The organism is Terrisporobacter sp. (assembly GCF_017888745.1).
Taxonomy (GTDB): domain Bacteria; phylum Bacillota; class Clostridia; order Peptostreptococcales; family Peptostreptococcaceae; genus Terrisporobacter.
In genome coordinates this window covers 1-18,625 of the sequence record NZ_JAGHFM010000197.1, presented here as the reverse complement: position 1 = coordinate 18,625, position 18,625 = coordinate 1, and the positions used below count along the sequence as shown (strand labels likewise).

18 protein-coding genes and 1 riboswitch are annotated in these 18,625 nt (G+C 25.5%); of the genes, 6 read left to right on the top strand and 12 right to left on the bottom strand.

Annotated elements, in window-relative coordinates:
- Positions 1-165: 165 nt before the first annotated feature.
- The 6 genes from J7G74_RS09720 to J7G74_RS09695 all read right to left on the bottom strand — a co-directional run bounded on the left by J7G74_RS09720 (position 166) and on the right by J7G74_RS09695 (position 8,224).
- Positions 166-1,926, bottom strand: a complete 1,761-nt coding sequence (locus J7G74_RS09720; protein ID WP_297134675.1) for a hypothetical protein — start codon at positions 1,924-1,926, stop codon at positions 166-168.
- Positions 1,927-2,150: 224 nt separating this feature from the next.
- Entirely contained in the window at positions 2,151-3,521 is a 1,371-nt protein-coding gene (locus tag J7G74_RS09715) for an alanine/glycine:cation symporter family protein (RefSeq protein ID WP_297134673.1), read from the bottom strand.
- A 287-nt stretch (positions 3,522-3,808) separates the two neighbouring features.
- Positions 3,809-3,896: riboswitch (glycine riboswitch) on the bottom strand.
- A gap of 276 nt (positions 3,897-4,172) precedes the next feature.
- Positions 4,173-5,348: an AI-2E family transporter gene (locus J7G74_RS09710; RefSeq protein WP_297134672.1), complete on the bottom strand. Its 1,176-nt coding sequence runs from the start codon at positions 5,346-5,348 to the stop codon at positions 4,173-4,175.
- Positions 5,349-5,380: 32 nt separating this feature from the next.
- Positions 5,381-6,334, bottom strand: a complete 954-nt coding sequence (locus J7G74_RS09705; RefSeq protein ID WP_297134669.1) for a protein kinase domain-containing protein — start codon at positions 6,332-6,334, stop codon at positions 5,381-5,383.
- Between the two features lie 279 nt (positions 6,335-6,613).
- Positions 6,614-7,873: a VanW family protein gene (locus J7G74_RS09700; RefSeq protein WP_297134666.1), complete on the bottom strand. Its 1,260-nt coding sequence runs from the start codon at positions 7,871-7,873 to the stop codon at positions 6,614-6,616.
- Positions 7,874-8,062: 189 nt separating this feature from the next.
- Positions 8,063-8,224 carry a hypothetical protein gene (locus tag J7G74_RS09695; protein WP_297134664.1) on the bottom strand — a complete coding sequence of 54 codons (162 nt, stop codon included), beginning with the start codon at positions 8,222-8,224 and terminating at the stop codon, positions 8,063-8,065.
- Between the two features lie 338 nt (positions 8,225-8,562).
- On the opposite strand from J7G74_RS09695, the gene J7G74_RS09690 reads away from it, so the two are divergent.
- The 3 genes from J7G74_RS09690 (at position 8,563) to J7G74_RS09680 (ending at position 10,720) form a co-directional block, all read left to right on the top strand.
- Complete coding sequence (locus J7G74_RS09690; protein ID WP_297134663.1) at positions 8,563-8,820, top strand: TM1266 family iron-only hydrogenase system putative regulator; 258 nt, start codon at positions 8,563-8,565, stop codon at positions 8,818-8,820.
- Between the two features lie 4 nt (positions 8,821-8,824).
- Positions 8,825-10,042, top strand: a complete 1,218-nt coding sequence (gene hydF / locus J7G74_RS09685) for a [FeFe] hydrogenase H-cluster maturation GTPase HydF (protein WP_297134660.1) — start codon at positions 8,825-8,827, stop codon at positions 10,040-10,042.
- Between the two features lie 114 nt (positions 10,043-10,156).
- Complete coding sequence (locus tag J7G74_RS09680) at positions 10,157-10,720, top strand: hypothetical protein (protein WP_297134658.1); 564 nt, start codon at positions 10,157-10,159, stop codon at positions 10,718-10,720.
- A 39-nt stretch (positions 10,721-10,759) separates the two neighbouring features.
- Here the strand turns inward: J7G74_RS09680 and J7G74_RS09675 are convergent, their stop codons facing one another.
- Positions 10,760-10,957, bottom strand: coding sequence for a hypothetical protein (locus tag J7G74_RS09675; protein WP_297134656.1), 198 nt, complete (start codon positions 10,955-10,957; stop codon positions 10,760-10,762).
- Between the two features lie 161 nt (positions 10,958-11,118).
- Positions 11,119-12,201 (bottom strand): SH3 domain-containing protein, encoded by a 1,083-nt coding sequence (locus tag J7G74_RS09670; protein WP_297134653.1) that lies wholly within the window; start codon positions 12,199-12,201, stop codon positions 11,119-11,121.
- Between the two features lie 203 nt (positions 12,202-12,404).
- Here J7G74_RS09670 and J7G74_RS09665 point away from each other — a divergent pair, with 203 nt between their 5' ends.
- A complete protein-coding gene (locus J7G74_RS09665) occupies positions 12,405-12,527 on the top strand; it encodes a hypothetical protein (protein ID WP_297134651.1) in 123 nt (40 codons plus the stop codon).
- Between the two features lie 46 nt (positions 12,528-12,573).
- On the opposite strand, the gene J7G74_RS09660 is transcribed toward J7G74_RS09665, so the two are convergent.
- Entirely contained in the window at positions 12,574-13,242 is a 669-nt protein-coding gene (locus tag J7G74_RS09660; RefSeq protein WP_297134649.1) for a thermonuclease family protein, read from the bottom strand.
- 493 nt (positions 13,243-13,735) lie between these two features.
- Here J7G74_RS09660 and J7G74_RS09655 point away from each other — a divergent pair, with 493 nt between their 5' ends.
- The gene (locus J7G74_RS09655; protein WP_297134647.1) at positions 13,736-14,560 is read left to right on the top strand and encodes a carbon-nitrogen hydrolase family protein; all 825 of its coding nucleotides are present in this window, start codon (positions 13,736-13,738) and stop codon (positions 14,558-14,560) included.
- A 102-nt stretch (positions 14,561-14,662) separates the two neighbouring features.
- Here J7G74_RS09655 and J7G74_RS09650 read toward each other — a convergent pair whose 3' ends face one another.
- Both J7G74_RS09650 and J7G74_RS09645 read right to left on the bottom strand, forming a co-directional pair.
- Positions 14,663-15,778 carry an XRE family transcriptional regulator gene (locus J7G74_RS09650; RefSeq protein ID WP_297134644.1) on the bottom strand — a complete coding sequence of 372 codons (1,116 nt, stop codon included), beginning with the start codon at positions 15,776-15,778 and terminating at the stop codon, positions 14,663-14,665.
- 219 nt (positions 15,779-15,997) lie between these two features.
- Complete coding sequence (locus J7G74_RS09645; protein WP_297134641.1) at positions 15,998-17,194, bottom strand: alanyl-tRNA editing protein; 1,197 nt, start codon at positions 17,192-17,194, stop codon at positions 15,998-16,000.
- Positions 17,195-17,340: 146 nt separating this feature from the next.
- On the opposite strand from J7G74_RS09645, the gene J7G74_RS09640 reads away from it, so the two are divergent.
- Positions 17,341-17,829, top strand: coding sequence for a prolyl-tRNA synthetase associated domain-containing protein (locus J7G74_RS09640; RefSeq protein ID WP_297134639.1), 489 nt, complete (start codon positions 17,341-17,343; stop codon positions 17,827-17,829).
- 238 nt (positions 17,830-18,067) lie between these two features.
- On the opposite strand, the gene J7G74_RS09635 is transcribed toward J7G74_RS09640, so the two are convergent.
- On the bottom strand, positions 18,068-18,625 hold a 558-nt coding region (locus tag J7G74_RS09635), incomplete at its 5' end, for a DUF6241 domain-containing protein (RefSeq protein ID WP_297134636.1).

The following is an 18,625-nucleotide window of genomic DNA, read 5'->3' as shown; positions in this document are numbered from 1 at the left end:
TTAAATTTATTCTTTACTTTAAAAGTATCATAAAGTATAATATATACCACAAGTGGGAACTTATACAATGTATAAGTATAACGCTAGCCCAAATAAAAGGAGTTGTATTTATACAACTCCTTTTTCATTATCTATTATAAAAATATGTTAATTAGAAAGTATAATTTACATCATATCAAAATAATCAAATAACGTAAAAGTATTTTCCGGTTCAAAACTTTCCAATCTTTCTTTTGCTAAATTAATATACCAAGCTTTATCTAATTTTTCTGGAACTTCTTTATTTATAACATTGCTATTATCAATAAAAACTCTATCTGGTGTGTAGCTTATTTTTTCCAATTTACCATCAGCTTTCATTTTCATGATAGAATAATCATTGCTCGACTTACTTGCAAACACTCTAAGAACTTTTAGATTAATATTTTCTTTTCCATGAACTGCATGACTATACTTACCAGTTATTTTTACACATTTTTGAAAATCAATTAGACTATTGCAATCATTTATAGTAGTTTCTATATCTATATCATTTATAAGCTTTTCTTTTATTGCTTTATTAACTATTGGTAAATCATTATCAATTAAACTTAATTCTTTAACATAAGCTCCTTTACTTTTTACTTTTCCATCTTCCTTGATATAAATATAGTTGTTTACATCCTTTTGGATTATTTTTTTGATAAAATCGTGTTCAAATTCCATATTAGTTCTTTCACACCATTTATTACATATATCTAAATACTTATCAACATCTTCTTTAGAATTAAACTTAAACATAACCCCATCAGTATTACCTTGTATAAATTCTGCTTTATCACCAAATTCTTGTTCAACCTTTTCAATTAAATCAAGTAGTAAAAGTTGTCCATTTACACAAATAGCTATTCCTTGTCTTGGATCATAAAGATCATTATTAGCATCCATACAAGCACCATAAGTACTATTTAGTACTAATTTTAATGATTTTTCTATTGGATTTTTCTCTTTTTTTAAATTAAATCTAGTATCTCTTATTTCTTTAAATTTAGATGGATTTTGCACATTCCTACTAAGCAAACCATATTCAATCATTATAGATGGATAAAAAGAACTCACATCTGAATTTACAATAAAATCTTCTGCTTTGTATTTTTTTCTAGCTGAATGGAGCCCTCCCCATCCAAAATCTGTTTCCACTCCATAGACATTTACTCTTAAGTATTTTTTTAAATCCCTATTATTGTAATTTTCATACCACTTTTTTACATTATCATACTTACTAAGTCTTATCTTATCAACAATATCAAATTCAGCAGTATCATTTCTTTCATAATTAGGTCTTTTTGCACCTAAAATATATGCACTAAGCTGTGCTTCAGTTTTATTAAACATATTATCATCTAAATTAAAGTATTCTATAAGACCTAATTGAGCATCATATCTATAGTATACTTCTTCAAAAACTTTATATGTCATTCTTACATCATGTAAACAATAAGAAGTTAGTTCTTTTATTTCCTCATCATTTGGATATCTGTCTAAATCAAAAGATACACTACTCTCTCTTATATCTTCTCCCATAAATAACTCTAGTTCTTTTAGACTTCTATAAGTATCACTTATTTCAAATAAATATAAATTTACTTTATTTAAATCTCTATCTATTTTCCATGGAGAAATATTATGTTCTATAATTTTATCTGATATTATACAAGGATCTAATCCTGCAATTATAGCTTTCATTATCCATTGATCGTATCCTTTTATATTGTATCCTATCCAAACAGATTCTTTATTTTTATTGAAAACTCTCAAAAATTCTTCTCTATCATTTATTATCACATGCTCTTTACTTGTTTTATAATCTTTCATACAGCACATCCAAAATCCGCCTTTTGAAAGTACTTCAAAGTCAATAATTATTCGTCTTCTCTCTTTTTTCATAATAATTCTTACCTCTTATTTTTTATATAGTTTTATTATTCCATTGTGTTCTATATTTAAATCTAGTTTATTAACATTGTTAGTATTATTAACATTAGTACCCTATTTTTAATAATAAAAAACTTCCATCTTTAGAATTTGATCTTAGATGAAAGTTTTTTATATTTTATCATTAAATTTTAAATATTTTCAAATTTATTACAATTATATTTTCTATTTAGTTCCTAAATTACCTTTTCATCAATTTCTTTTGATTTATTTTCTAAATAATTCAAATAACGTTTCGTCTCTGATATTATTACAGGTGATAAAGCAAGTAATGCCACTAAGTTAGGTAATGCCATAAGACCATTTACTATATCTGCTATAACCCAAACTAATTCTAATTTTAAAAATGCCCCTAGTAAAACCATTATCACAAATAAACTTCTAAATAAGTTTATCTTTTTAACTCCAAACAAAAATTCAAAACATCTTTCTCCATAATAACTCCATCCTAATATAGTAGTAAAAGCAAATAAACTAAGACTTACCGTTAAGAATAATGGTCCTATATTAGGTAGTACAGATGCGAAAGCTGATTGAGTCATTAATGCACCATTTAAATCACCTTTCCAAACTCCTGATATAATTAAAGTTAAACCTGTTAAAGTACAAATTATTATACTATCTATAAAAGTACCAGTCATCGATATAAGACCTTGTTCTGCTGGCCATTCAGTTTTTGCTGCAGCTGCTGCTATAGGTGCACTACCAAGTCCAGATTCATTTGAAAATACTCCTCTAGCTATACCATTTCTAATTGCCATTGACACTGTTGCTCCCAAGAATCCTCCTGATGCTGCTTGCCCAGTAAATGCACTTTTAAATATTAAAATAAATGTATCTGGTATTAATTTATAATAATTAAATAATACAGTTAAACAAATAAATATATATATTACTGACATGAAGGGAACAATTTTAGTAGCTACATTTGATATACTTTGAACACCACCAAAAATTACTAAAGCAACCAAAATTGTAAGTATTATACCTGTTACTTTAGGGTCTAATCCAAAAGAACTATTTACTGCATCTGTAATTGAATTAACTTGTGAAAATGTACCTATACCTAAGAGTGCAACTAATATACCACTTACTGCAAAGAATACTGCTAAAGGTCTCCATTTTTCACCCATACCATTTACTATATAGTACATTGGTCCACCAGAAATTTGCCCATTATCATCCTTACTTCTAAATTTAATAGCCAAAAGACATTCAGAATATTTTGTAGCCATACCAAAGAATGCTGCAAGCCACATCCAAAACAATGCTCCTGGCCCACCTGATTTTATTGCAGTAGCCACACCAACTATATTACCAGTTCCTATCGTTGCAGCAAGAGCAGTACAAAGGGCACCAAAACTTGAAATATCACCATTTCCACTATTTTCTGCATTAAATATTAATTTGAAAGCTTTCGGAAGTTTAAAAATTTGAATAAGACCAAGTCTTGCTGTAAGATATATACCTGTTCCCACAAGTAATATTAGAAGCGGTGGCCCCCATATAAAACTATCCACCATATTTAATAAGTTAAGAAAATCCATAAAAACACTCCTTTTTGTAATTAAAATAATTTAAGTACAAAATCTAATAATCGTTTATGAATTTAGACAAGAATAAAAATATAATTATAAATAATTTTAAATATGTATTCTATCACTTTTAATCCTATTCTAAAAAATAATTACAAATTAAATAAATATCTAACTTTCACACTCTAGATTCGATATTCATTAATAATACATAATTTTGTTAAAAATAAAAATACTAAATCATTATGTGATTTAGTATAGGATTTCATACATATTAAATAAAAGCACAAATATGCTTATGTATATTCTCTGTCCTTTTGCCTGAGAGATTGAGCAAAATAGCCTTGCCCCTTCGGCGTCCTTTCGGATCTCTCCAGAGTTTCCTATACCTTACAGTCCCACTTTTATTAAAAAGTACCTGAGAGTTTTGCTCCTTCGGTGTGTCTGTAGACAACTCTTCTGTAAAGCTTCATCAGATTATCGATTTGTTAACTTGTAATATACATATTATATAAATTACACTTCTTTGTAAATAATAAATTTCATTTTATATATATTAATATTTTTAAATTATATTCTTATTTATCTTAATATATAAATTAAAATGCTAACTTCAATTATTTTTGAAGTTAGCCAAGATCCTCACACTTTATTTATTTTTAATTATATTCTTTTCATATAATCTTTTGTATCTGTTGGTAATTTCTTATTTTTTAACTTTTCTTCTACTTCTTCCTTAATTATAGAATAAATAATAGCAAATAAAGGAACCCCTATTATCATACCTACAATTCCAAAGAACTTACCTGCTACTAATATTGCAAATAATATCCAAAATGCTGAAATTCCTATAGAATCTCCTAATATCTTAGGTCCTATTATATTTCCATCTAATTGTTGTATTATAAACACTAAAATTAAAAATACTAAAGCCTTTGTTGGCGAAACAAATAGTATTATAATAAATGATGGTATTGCACCTATAAAAGGTCCAAAGAATGGAATAATATTAGTTACACCTATTATAACAGATATCAATAAAGTATATGGCATTTTAAACACTGTAAACACCACAAAGCTAAGCACACCTATTATAGCAGAGTCTATTATTTTACCACTTAAAAACTTTCCAAATGTTTCATTACTTCTATACGTTAATTCAAATATTCTATTTGATGTTTTTTGTGAAAACAACGCACAAGTTATTTTTCTATTTATTGCACAAAATCTTTCTTTGTCTATTAATAAATATACAGAAATAATTATACCAAGAACAATATTCCATATACTTGAAGCAATAACTTTTAAAGTATTACCTATTACAGGAATAATTTCGCTAACAAAATTCATAATATACGATATAAAATTGTTCATCTGCTCCTGAATTAAAACTACATACTCTTGATCAATATTACCTTCATTTACTAATTCATTTAACAACTTCGTTATATTATCTACATAACGAGGAATATCGTTAACTAGACCCATTATACTATCTATTAATTGTGGAACTATAAAGTTCATAGATAAATATAAAAGTCCTGCAGCTACTAAATAAGTAGCTATTAGGGCAATACTTCTCTTTTGACCATCTTTTAATTTTTTATACCACTCTAATTTTCCAAATGCGCTAATTTCAAAAAATACTAATACAAAGTTTAATAAATAAGCAATTGCAAATCCTATAATAAAAGGATACATTATGCCTATAAATATACTAAATTTCTCACTAAAAGATCCTATTTGTGATGCCATAAAATAAAAAATTATACTACAGCATATTACTATTAAAGTATATACTGATATGGTATTATACTTTGAATTCCAATCTATCTTCATTTTTCCACTCCTGATAAATATTTATTTTTCTTTTACTTAAACTTTACAATAACAATAAACAATATTATAACTGTTAAGACTAGTAAAACTGCTTTTTGGAAAAACTTATTGCCTTTCTTTTTTGAGGTCATAATATTACCCTCAAGTTCAAGTTTATCAACTTGTGCATCTTTAATATCAGCTTTTACATACATAAATTTACTTAAATCTATTAACACCTCATCAGCACTATTATATTTTTCTTTTCTCCTAATAAGCTTCTTTACTATATTTACTAACGCCATATTTTCATTATTTACACCTACTGTGTTCCAATCAATGCCTTTGTCAATTAATTTTAACATTTCTTTCTCATCTTTTCCAATACCAAAAGGCATTTTTTTAAAAATAGCATCAAATAATATTACACCTAAGGTAAAAAAATCACTTTCCAAATCTGTATAATTAATATTAAGTTGATGAGGAGACAAGAAGCCAATATAATTCCCCTTTCTTATATTAACTCCATTATTAGCTTTTGTTATACAGTAATCATATATTTTTATATTATGATTCTCATCTACAAAAATATTATCTTCATTTAATCCCCCATGATATAATCCGTAACTATAAGCTGAACCTAAAGTCGTCAATATTTTTCTTGTTATTTTAACTATACTATTTAAGTCCATATAATTTCCTTTAATAACTTTTTTTAATTCAATACCAGGAAAGAATTCATTAACAATATAATAGCATTCTTTATCATTTATATAATCTGTTCCAACATCTAAAATCTTTGAAATATTAGAAGATTTTATGTTCATTAACATGGTAGACTCGTCAATTAAATTAGGTATAAAATTTCTATTTATATATTTACTTTCTTCTATGACTTGTATAAATACTAATTGATTTTCAAATAAGTCTCTTGCTTTATAAAGCCTTCCAAAACTTATCTCTTCACATATATCTAGTATTTCATATCTATCTGAAATTAAGTTCATTTGAGCACCTCCTTTTAATTTCATTACTTATAAAGTATAACAATTTTTTACATCATTTTCTATCCTTTAATAAGTTGTTATTAATATTTTAGTAAAAAGCAAGTAAAATTTTTAAAATAAAAAAATTCGCTTCATGTGTCCAATGGCTTTGCCCGTCACTCAAAATAATAAAAGTGGAAATTATATGCTATCTACAAAACATATAACATATAATTTCCTTACAATTAAAAAACTATCTTATTGTAAATTAATTACATTAAGATAGTTTTTTTATCAAATTTATCTTTTATACACACTAGTATAAATATATGATTTTGTGCTCTTTCCATTTTTTGTTATAGTTCTATATGTTTTGGCTGCTGGTAGATTATTATATTTAAATTCATCTACATCAATGCTAACACCGACTCTATCTTGTGAAGCTCCATATATAGCAGCTGTTACAGTATCTCCACTTCTGTAACTCTCAACATATACAGCATGATCAAAATTATTAGTAAACTTAAAATCACTTCCTCCATCACTAACCATAGCATCTCTTCCTCTTGGTACATACGATGGTGTAAGTGAATGATTACGTACTTGATCTATTTGTAATCCAGATAACAATACCGCATTAAATAATGTAGTCGAAGTTTGGCAAACTCCACCTCCAGGTGCATCTTCTAGTTCACCCTTTAATATAACAGGAGCATTTTTAAATCCATTACTTAAAGTTCTTGGTCCTGTTTGATCATTATAAGAAAAAGTTTGTCCCGGAAGTAACAGTACTTTACTAATTTTTTGAGCTGCTAAACCTATATTATGTGATCTGTCTTTTTGACTCGAATTAAACTTTGTTGAAAAAGATGCTAAACAAGAATTAATACTACTAACATCTTCAGTAGATATCTTAGGCTTTGTAACATCAACTTGCAGATCTACGTTTTCATAATTCTTATTTTTTAATACTTCTGATATTATCTTTTTATTTTCATTTACTTTAAAGCTTCTTCCTTCTACTGAAGGAGTTATCCTTATACTTCCTCCATATATATCTACTTTTGCATTTGATACCTCTTGGTTTATATCACTTGATATAGATTCTATAGATTCATTTAATCTTTCATCATCATAAGTAATACCTATATTATAGTCCTTCTTATTAATTTTTGTACTTATATAAGAAATTATATCATTAAAATAAGACCCTGTTCTTGTTATATTATAAGCTTCATCTATTAATTTTTCAGTATCATATTGTAAATTTATATCCTTGCTTTTTATAGTATATGAAGAATCATTATATTTTAAAGTTAAATCCTGTGGAGTATATTTCTTTTTTACTAAATTTATTGCTTCATCTTTACTTAAATTAGACACTTCTATCCCTTGAATATAAATATTTTCAGCAATCTTGCCATTATATAAATAATTTTTTGTAAAGTAATTCAAAGAAGCAAACGCTAATACCATTACAACTATACTAACAATTCCTATTATTTTTAAAAAACGCTTACTATTTTTTTTATCCGACTTAGCTTTTATATCATCACCCATAACTTCACCTCATCCCTGAATAAAATTATATTTTAATATAAAAATATTAACAATATAATTTACCAATATGTAACTATATTGTTACACATTTTCACATATACTTATATTTAAGCAGAAAAAAAGACCTAACTTGATTTTAATCAAGAAGGGTCTAAATTAATAATTTTATATATATTTTATACATTTATACTAATGTTTTCTCTCTTTCTTTATATGTGTAAATTTCCCAGAATCAGCTATAAAAACAAATCCCATTTTATTATAAATTTCATTTAATTGAAATAATGTCACTTCACCATTTTTAATATTTTCTAAAGTTATCTCTTCTATTCTCTTTTCATTAGTTACCATAAATATCACTCCTCAAATAAATTATTTATTTAATTATATTAATAAGCTTGTACTAATATGATAAAATTTATAATGTAGCTTAATCAAACATTCGTTCTATACTTTTATTATATACGAACATATATTCGTTTTCAACATAATTTTTCAAATTTTTTACTTTTTTATTTTTTCTTATCTAGTATTTATATAGATTTCTGAATGTTTTATTGTTAGAATTAAAATATATATTTAACTAAAAAGATTTTTTCTAATATTAATGAAATTATTAGTTGTTAAGCTACCTTTCTTTGATTAGTAAATTTTTTACTTTTTTAAGAAAGTTTTTAGGGGGTAATACAATGAGTAGAGTAGCTGTTATTAGCGCTGTATTAGATGAACCAGAAAAATGCCAACAAGAATTTAATAAAGTTTTAGGTAGTTTTAAAAAAATTATAAAAGGTAGAATGGGTATACCTTTTGATGATGAAGGTGTATCTATTATAAGTGTTATCGTAATAGGGGAGATGGATACAATTAATAACTTAACTGGAAAACTTGGTAAAATACCCTATGTTTCAGTTAAAACTAGTGTATCAAAAAAAGAAATTAGGGGGTAATAAAATGAGTTTGAATTCAACACCTCAATCTGTAAGAATTCACATAGGATTATTTGGAAAAAGGAATGCAGGTAAATCTAGTATAATTAACGCTATTTCTGATCAAGATATTGCTATAGTATCTGATATTGCTGGTACTACAACAGATCCTGTATTTAGACCAATGGAAATACTGCCAATAGGTCCTTGTGTTCTTATAGATACTGCTGGTTTAGATGATATTGGTTTTTTAGGACAGTTAAGAGTTAGCAAATCCCTTGATATTTTAAATAAAACTGATATTGCTCTCGTAATAGTAGATTCTAGCTTAGGTATTAGCAGTGAAGATTTAGAAATTATAAATCTTTTAAAAAGCAAAGAAATTCCTTACATACTTGTTCTAAATAAAATAGATAAGATTGAAGATAAAAACAAACTTATTAACTCAACAAATTTACAAGTACAATGCCCTATTGTTTGTGTATCTTCTATTAATAAGGATGGTATGGATAAATTAAAACAAATCATAATCAATAATGTTAAGTACGAAAGCTCCAATCTACAACTTGTATCAGATTTGATAAAACCTGATGACTTAATAGTTCTAGTAATACCTATAGATAAAGCTGCACCTAAAGGTAGACTTATCTTACCTCAACAACAAGTTATAAGAGATATTTTAGACAGTGGTTCTACAGCGATTATGACTAAAGAAACCACATTAAAAGAAACCTTATCTTGCCTTAATAAGAAGCCATCTCTTATAATCTCAGACTCCCAAGTTTTTTCACAAGTTTCTAAAGATACCCCACAGGATATTCCTTTGACATCATTTTCAATTCTATTCGCTAGACAAAAAGGTGACTTAGAAGAACTAGTAAAAGGAACTAAAGCTGTTGAAGATTTAAAAGATGGTGATAGAATACTAATTGCCGAAGGATGCACTCATCATAGACAAGATGATGATATAGGCACATTTAAAATACCAAATTGGTTAAAAAATCACACTAAAAAAGAGTTAATATTTGAATATTCTTCTGGTATAACCTTCACAGATAATATTACAAAATATAAACTTATAATTCATTGTGGAGCATGCATGATGAATAGGAAGGCCATGTTAAATAGAATAAATAAAGCTAAAGAATATAATATTCCTATTGTTAATTACGGAGTTTTAATTTCATACTTAAATAATATTTTAGATAGAAGTTTAGAACCTTTACTATTTCAGCATATATAATTTTTCTTATAATGTAGTATAGTTTTTACATATTAATTCCATAATACTTGTTGTTATTTATAATTCCAGTGTAGTATTATTATATTACAAGGGAACTATAAAGGGGGGGCTACATTGAAGAATGCTAATCTTAATAATACGATTAGATTCATTGATAAAAAGGCTGAATATGAGGGGAAGAATTATCATGGTAGATTAAATCTTAAAAATCTAAAAGAAAAAAGTAATAAGGTAATTAGATACCAAGATCGCAAAAAGATAAAAGAGCACAATGCTACAAAAGAAAAACTTAAAAATACTAAATTATATAAAGCGAGAAAAATAATTTTGACTATTTCCATATGTTTATTATTATTTTTTAGTATAGTATTCTTATGTAATAAATTTTATAAACCTAATTTAATAAACATAGAAATAACTAATTTAAAATCAGAGAGTAATTATTTATCTAACCCTGAAGTTTCTACTTATACTAATATTGTTGAAGAATCAATTCAAGGTATCTTAAATATAAAATCTAAAATTATAGTAGAGGAATTACATAAAAATGGTAATTTAATCTTTACGCAAGGATATTTTAATCTTCCTGATAAAGGATACATATATTACGATATGATAATACAGAATAATAATCCATATTCTTTAAAAATCAATGGTCAAGAGTTTATAACAAAATAAGGTACCAAAAGGTACCTTATTTTTATTTTTGTTTAGTCATTACTTTTTAACATTATCTTTTATTGCCTTGCCAACATTTACACCTGTATTTATAGTTTCTTTTGCTACATTTCCTACTCCATTTATTACATCCTTGCCAACATTTACACCTGTTCCTATAGTTTCTTTTGCTACATTTCCTACTCCATTTATTACTTCTTTGCCAACATCAGTAATAGGTTTGGTAACTTTACTCATTCAATACATCTCCTATACAATAATTTTAATATATAATATGAAAATAAAATAAATTTGTTACCATGCTATTTTTTGTCATTTAAATATTTTTCATTTTTGACTAGATTATTCTATTAATTATAAATTTATATAAAGAAAGCTAAGGTTTCCCTTAGCTTTTTTTATTTTAATATATGTATTTCAATGTTTCTTACTCCCCAAGATAGACATTCTTCTTTTGTGTTCATATAAATATCAATTTTATTTCCTTTAATTCCGCCTCCACAATCTTCTGCTATAAATACTTTATCAAACTTAGGTATATATACCTTAGTTCCATAAGGTATTATTGTAGGATCTACAGCAATAGTTTTACCTGCTTGAGGTTTTGTTCCTGTTGCAGTAATAATACCATCATAATAAGCATAGGCTTTTACATTCATAACCATATTTTGTGATATAGATGAATTTTCACTTGAGACAGTTTGATTTTCAAGTGAATAATTAACTTCTTTTTCTGATTTAAGATATTGGCGACTACAATATCCTATTTTTCCATTTGAAAGCTTCACTTTATACCAATAGTTGTTAGTTTTCTCTACTATTTTGACACTACTGCCTTTTTTTAAATATCCTATGATATTATTTTCTGTCGATGGTCCACTTCTTACATTAAGATTTGATGTTGTAATTAAATCATCTATTATTGTAATATTATTATTTGAAGTACTATTGTATGAATTATTAGAGCTATTATTACTCGAGTTACTAGTTTCTATCAAATACTTATTACTTGCATATCCTACTGTTCCATTTTTTAATTTGACCTTATACCATCCACTACTACACATTCCTATTACATTAACATACTCATCTTTTCTTATATAAGAAATTACTTTATAATCGGTAGAACCTCCTGTTCTCACATTTAAATTAGTAGTTGATATTAAAGTTTTATTTAATGGTCTTGTACTTGTTGTTTGTGAATTTTTAATATCAATATATTTTCCGCTTACCCAACCATTTTTATTATGATACTTAATTTCATACCATCCATTTTTAGATGATATTATATTAACTTTTTCATTTTTTATTACTCCACCTATAATACTATTAGAGGTGGAAGGTCCACTTCTTACATTTAATAAACTAGCCGTTACTATTCCAACATTATTACCTGCATATACACTCTGAGATGACCCAATAGTATACGCTAAAGAAGTTGCTGACAAAAGGGCAAGAGCATATCTTTTCTTTTTATTCATCATATTTCCTCCAATAAATATTAATACACTAATATTTTACCATAATTATCCATGGATAAATATATTATAATCTATTCTTATAGTTTAAAATTATATTAATAAAAAATTTTGAAACTTTAAACAAAAAAGGAAATAATTTTAGCTTATTATATTATAAGTATGACATATAATATAATAAAATCTTATTTAATGGAGGATTAAATATGGAAAATTATCATATAGCTTTAATTACAAAAGAAGATGAAGTAGCTATAAAAAAGGCTGAGGAACAAATAAAACAAGAAACTGGAAAAGAATTTATTATGATTGCATGGGAAAAAAAATAAATATACAACAAATAAGGACATCATAATTATTGATGTCCTTTTATAATTAAAAGTTAATTAAATTTTGATTAAATCCCTTATCTGTTGCATAACCATTGATTGACCAAATATTCTTTTGACTTTTTTTAGCTTTATATTCTGCATCTTTTAGTACATCTAAGTGGCGTACAGCATCATAAATGTATCCTACCCTTGCAAGCCCTTCACTAACAACTTCTCTATTATACATTTTGAATCTATTATCTTCTTTATACCATACATATCCTAAATATCTTCCATACTTGTCATTTTCTTTTCCATCTGTTTCTATATAAATAGTGCTTCCAACTTCTAATTTATCTTTTGCATAATTAGTGGCAATATCACCTAAATATTGTTTTTTCTTAGTATCTTCAGGCGTATCAATTAATAACATTCTTACTGACGTTTCATTTCCGTTGTCATCTTCAATTTTTATAGTATCTCCATCTACTACTCTTTTTACAGTTACCTCTTCTACATAATTCGGTATTTTACCTTTATCTAAACAATCTTTTAAATCATCATATAGTAATTCTTCATTAGGATCAAAACTTTCATCTTGTGTAGATAGTATGTTGGATAATGTGTTATGTAACTCTTTTTCATCTATACTGCATCCAGTAATAAATAAAGAAATAAATAATGTACTTAATAATAAAATTATATTTCTTCTATTTTCTATTAAATTTCTCATATGTTACCTCTTTTGTTACCTCTTTTCATTTATGATTTCATTATTTTGTCTTATACCTTTGATATTGTAACATAAAGAGAGAAATTATTTAATAGTATCCCACAATATATGATTATGACAAGAAATGATTAAGTTTTATCAAAATGTCCTACCATTCACTAAAAACAGCCTCCTGCAAACATAACCATTTTTACCATAAAGTATCATCTCCTTGTAAAATATTATTTATTTTTCCTAATGAAATAAAAATTAGTCTAATAACATTCATTTGACATATTAGATAAATAAATATTGTAATTAATTATTCATATCAAAACAAGATATTATTACCATAAATATAATATACATTTGATATTAAGCAATATTTAATATACTATTTAGATATAAGGAAATTAAAATGATAAATAAAAAAGTTTTACTATTAATAATTTTATTTTACTTGCAATTTTAGTTATATACACATACATATAAAAGTAATATATAGGAGGTTATTATGAATAAATTGAAAGTTGCTTTAATACAAATGAAATCTGAGTTTAATAAAAATAGCAATCTATTAAAAGCTTCAGAGTTAATAAAAAAAGTTTCTATCCAAAAACCTGATATGGTAATATTACCTGAAATGTTTTCATGTCCTTATGATAATTTACAGTTTCCTATATTTGCAGAAGAAGAAGGAGGATATTCATTTAGATATTTATCTAACTTAGCTAAAGAAAATAATTTTTACTTGGTAGCAGGGTCTATTCCTGAAAAATGTAATAATAAAATCTATAATACTTCATATGTATTTAATAGAAATGGAGAAAAAATTGCAACTCATCGAAAAGTTCATTTATTTGACATAGATATAAAAAATAAACAAACCTTCAAAGAATCAGATACTTTAACTAGTGGAAACAAGGTTACTGTATTTGATACTGAGTTTTGCAAGATAGGTTTATGCATTTGTTATGATTTTAGATTTCCTGAATTAGCAAGGATTATGGTTGATAAGGGTGCAAAAATAATAATTGTTCCCGCTGCTTTTAATATGACTACAGGTCCTGCCCATTGGGATTTAATGTTTAGATCCAGAGCTATCGATAATCAAGTTTATACAATAGGATGTTCAACTGCTAGAGATTATAGTTCTTCATATATTTCTTATGGACATTCTTTAATTGTATCTCCTTTTGGTGAAATCTTATCTCAACTTGATGATGAAGAAGGATTCATAACTTATACTATTGATTTAGATTATGTAGAAAAAATTAGAAACGAACTCCCTCTATTAAAACATAGAAGAAAAGATTTATATGAGCTAAAGGAAATTTAATAAATCATTGATTTATATGACTTTTGTAAGTCTGTAGTTGATATTTTACTAAATATAAAAGTGTAGAAAGAAAACTAATAAAGTTCTCATCTACACTTATTATTATTTTCTTTTATTTTTAAAATCAATGACTTTTACGTCATTTTTATTTTGAAGGGTACCTTCTTTTAATCCCATTAAAATTTCTATATCTTTTGGAAAAAGAATCATTCCTTCGTTATATAGTTTTTCAATTAATGTATTTTTACTTATTATATTATTCTCTAAAAGTAAATTATAAGCTTTTTTTAGGGAAGTAGGCGAAGTAGCTCTTACATTATCTAGAGGCTCTTCTTTATGCCATCCTTTTTTCATCAATTCATTCATAAGGTAATTATATTTTTTGTAATTAATTATTCCTAAACTATATGCTCTGTATATTACTATACTTATAGGTACCATAAATTTAGACTTAACTTCAATATAATCATTTAACTCATTTGAATTAATTAAAGCTTGTCTAAAACTTTCCTCTGGTAATAAAAATGCTGATGCAAAATCATCTTTGTTAAACTTTTTAGCAGGAATTCTCAATTCATTTGATATTAAAAATGCAAATTCATATGCTAAATCATAATTTCTTACTGCTAATGAGTTTTTATCATGACCTAAAGACACTATATATTTAAAGTTATTATTTGTAGATTGTTTTTGAGAGTAAGGGGACGCGCCTCTTCTTTCCACATTCATGGCAGTAATAGCAACACCTATACTTTCCATAAAAGATACCATATTTATTATTGGTTCATTTTCTACTCCATAGTATTCTCTGCATTTAATTGCTAACTCTTCCATGCTAAAATTTTTGTTTAAGTTGCTAGGTAAATCTAATTCTGGAAATTGAATATAATTCTCAAAGAACGAATATAGCTTATGAATCATTATTAATTTTTCTCTATAGGATATTTCTTCATTTCTTTGTATAGTTGACTGGGGATTAAAGTGTACTGCATCCACAGTTATTTTTAAATTCTCATTTTTATAAAAATACTCCCTAGGAAAATTTAATACATTTGATAATTTCAATGAATTTTCTACTGTTGGCTTATACTTATTTTCTTCAAAAGCTAAAATATCTTTTTTGTTAATATTTGTTTCTTTAGATACTTGATCTATAGTTTTACCTCTATATACTCTGGCAATTTTAAGTCTTTTACCATTAAATAATTCTTTCTTCATATTTATGCTCACTTTCATAACGAATAGTTTTTTCAATCAACTTATTATTATACTGAATAAATGATTTCTTTTCAAATAGCAAATTATATATTTATTTACAATTACCAATAAAAAATTTGTTTTGCTTAAACCACTGGCTAAGTATTCATCTTTATATCGCCAACGATTTAGTTTATTGATCAAGAGCTAATGTTTAGATTATAAAAATATTGTTATAATTTATATTTGTTTTATTTTCAATATTACATAATCAAATAAAGATTTAAGATTTCCATTGTTTTTACCTCCACCTTGAGCTAAAACTTTACTTCCTCCACCTCTACCGTCAATTAGTTTAATAGAGTCTTTTAATAATATATTCATATCTAAATTTTCAATATTTTTAGAACATGTATATAATAAATTAACTTTATCATTATTTTCTAAAGCAAAAATTCCAACTATATTATCTTCTTGTGTAATTTTATTTGCTATTTTATTTATATAATTCATAGTTTTATCATTATATGTTTTAACTATGATAGATAAATCATTTATTATATCTGCATTATCTATCATTTCTTTTACTTCATAATAACTTATTACTTCTTCCAATCTTCTATTTTCTTTTATAGATTGGTTTAACTTTTCATTTAAGTTTTCTATACCTTTAATAGCTCCGTCTTCATTACTACTTAGATATTTACAAATCTTATTTAAATAATAATCTCTTATTAACATATCATCTATAGCTTTGGTTCCACATAAAAATTCTAGTCTTGTAGATTTTTTATATTTTTCAAATCTTTTAATCTTAATCATTCTTAAATCTAGTGTATTTTTCATATGTACCCCACAGCATAAATTCAAGTCTAAATCCCCTACTTTTACTAGCCTTACTTCATTATCAAGTTTAGATAAATCATCCTTTAGTTTTAATTTTTTAGCTTCTTTTTTAGTAATATTTAAAAATTCCACTTTTATATTTTCCCTTATAATTGCATTGCACATTTTTTCAATTTTTAAAATATCTTCTTCTTTAAAAAATCCTTCTATATCTACTGTTGCAAAATCTTTTCCAAGATGAAATCCTACTGTTTTAGCATTGTATTCATTCCTAAAGCATGCTGATATAATATGCTGACCAAAATGATGCTGCATACCATACTCTCTTCTATTCCAATCAATCTCACATTTTACTTTATGTATTTTTATTGGCTTCTTTTCAAGTACATGATATATGTCATTTTCTTCTTCATATACATCAACTACTTTTATATTATCAATGCTTCCCAAATCACAATACTGTCCTCCCCCTCCAGGAAAGAATGCTGTTTTATTAAGAATTACATGATATTTATTATCTATTTCTTTTATATCCTCTATTTCTGCAGTAAAACTCTTTATATATTGATCTTCATAAAATAATTTTTCCATTTTATCCTCCAAATTAAAAGGTATTAGTTTATTTTTAGTATTATTAGTTAATTATATATATAAAATTTAATTTTTAATAGTTAGGTTTTTACAATGTTCTATTTTTTCTTTATAATATTATAAAAAATAGAAAAGGAAGTGAGCATATGGATACTAAGGAAAAAGTGCTAAAAAAACTAAATGAATTAGGTATTGAATACAAGATCGTAAACCATCCTCCTGTGTATACAATAGAAGAAGTAACTAATCTTAATTTAGAAAATCAAGACGATATAGTAAAAAATCTATTCTTAAAAAATTCAAATGGAAAAACTCATTACTTAGTAGTATTAAAGCATGATAAAAAAGTAGATTTAAAGTCTTTAAAAACTCAACTTAATTCCTCTTCTTTAAGCTTTGCTTCAGAAGAAAGGTTAATAAAACATTTAAATTTAATAAAAGGCGCTGTAACACCTTTAGGTATAATTAATGATAAAAATCATGATGTAAAAGTTGTTTTAGATAATGATTTAAAACAACAAAATTTGATTGGCGTACATCCAAATGTCAATACCGCAACAGTTTGGATAACTTATGAGGATTTAGAAAAATTTATTAAAGAATTTGGCAATGAAACTTTGTATGTAAGTATATAGTTTATACTCTAGCGTTACTTAAGTAACAAAGTTGAAAATTATATATTTTCTATAGAAAATGTATAATTTCCTTACAATAAAAAACAGATTATAAAAATAAATATTTAAATTTACTTATAAATATTTATTTTTATAATCTCTATTAACATTTTTTACCTTATTAAGAGATACTAAATTTGTAGACCATTTAAATGAATTATACTTACTCTCTATTAGTAGATTGATTCCTACTAATACATTAAAAATACTTATTTTTAATCTTTTCTATTTCTTCATTATCAAGATTTTCTGCTTTTCCTATACTTCCATCTAACATTTCCCAAACATAGTTATGTATTTCCACAGCATTGGAAAAGTCTCCTTTTACCCATTTACTTAAACCATTTCTAAGATGCATTCTATCATAATTATCTTTAATAAGCTCCACACTTTCTAAAGCTAGTTTTATTGTATCTGGTGTTACTTCTGTACATTGCCACTTGTACTCTGCTTCAATAATTGTGTTAGCTAAAGAATGAATTAATTTTATTGCTCCATTAGAACTAGTTGGCTTTTGAACATCTTTAGCCTTTATAAATTCTGTATTTTTATTAGAGTCTATTTCTCCCTCTATAACTTCTTTATTACCTATTCCTAAAAATGAAGCTATATTGTCTGTTTGAATAAACTTATTTATCTTAACAAAAACAGGATATACAGTAGGTATCTTTATAAATGTTTTAGGATAAAAAATACCGATGAAAGGAGATATTACTAATAGAACTATTGTTATATCCAAAATCATATATCTCATATC

Excerpts from the sequence above, each read along its gene's own strand:
- J7G74_RS09720 (WP_297134675.1), bottom strand. The coding sequence starts at position 1,926 with ATGAAAAAAGAGAGAAGACGAATAATTATTGACTTTGAAGTACTTTCA.
- J7G74_RS09715 (WP_297134673.1), bottom strand. The coding sequence starts at position 3,521 with ATGGATTTTCTTAACTTATTAAATATGGTGGATAGTTTTATATGGGGG.
- J7G74_RS09710 (WP_297134672.1), bottom strand. The coding sequence starts at position 5,348 with ATGAAGATAGATTGGAATTCAAAGTATAATACCATATCAGTATATACT.
- J7G74_RS09705 (WP_297134669.1), bottom strand. The coding sequence starts at position 6,334 with ATGAACTTAATTTCAGATAGATATGAAATACTAGATATATGTGAAGAG.
- J7G74_RS09700 (WP_297134666.1), bottom strand. The coding sequence starts at position 7,873 with ATGGGTGATGATATAAAAGCTAAGTCGGATAAAAAAAATAGTAAGCGT.
- J7G74_RS09695 (WP_297134664.1), bottom strand. The coding sequence starts at position 8,224 with ATGGTAACTAATGAAAAGAGAATAGAAGAGATAACTTTAGAAAATATT.
- J7G74_RS09690 (WP_297134663.1), top strand. The coding sequence starts at position 8,563 with ATGAGTAGAGTAGCTGTTATTAGCGCTGTATTAGATGAACCAGAAAAA.
- hydF (WP_297134660.1), top strand. The coding sequence starts at position 8,825 with ATGAGTTTGAATTCAACACCTCAATCTGTAAGAATTCACATAGGATTA.
- J7G74_RS09675 (WP_297134656.1), bottom strand. The coding sequence starts at position 10,957 with ATGAGTAAAGTTACCAAACCTATTACTGATGTTGGCAAAGAAGTAATA.
- J7G74_RS09670 (WP_297134653.1), bottom strand. The coding sequence starts at position 12,201 with ATGAATAAAAAGAAAAGATATGCTCTTGCCCTTTTGTCAGCAACTTCT.
- J7G74_RS09665 (WP_297134651.1), top strand. The coding sequence starts at position 12,405 with ATGGAAAATTATCATATAGCTTTAATTACAAAAGAAGATGAAGTAGCT.
- J7G74_RS09660 (WP_297134649.1), bottom strand. The coding sequence starts at position 13,242 with ATGAGAAATTTAATAGAAAATAGAAGAAATATAATTTTATTATTAAGT.
- J7G74_RS09655 (WP_297134647.1), top strand. The coding sequence starts at position 13,736 with ATGAATAAATTGAAAGTTGCTTTAATACAAATGAAATCTGAGTTTAAT.
- J7G74_RS09650 (WP_297134644.1), bottom strand. The coding sequence starts at position 15,778 with ATGAAGAAAGAATTATTTAATGGTAAAAGACTTAAAATTGCCAGAGTA.
- J7G74_RS09645 (WP_297134641.1), bottom strand. The coding sequence starts at position 17,194 with ATGGAAAAATTATTTTATGAAGATCAATATATAAAGAGTTTTACTGCA.
- J7G74_RS09640 (WP_297134639.1), top strand. The coding sequence starts at position 17,341 with ATGGATACTAAGGAAAAAGTGCTAAAAAAACTAAATGAATTAGGTATT.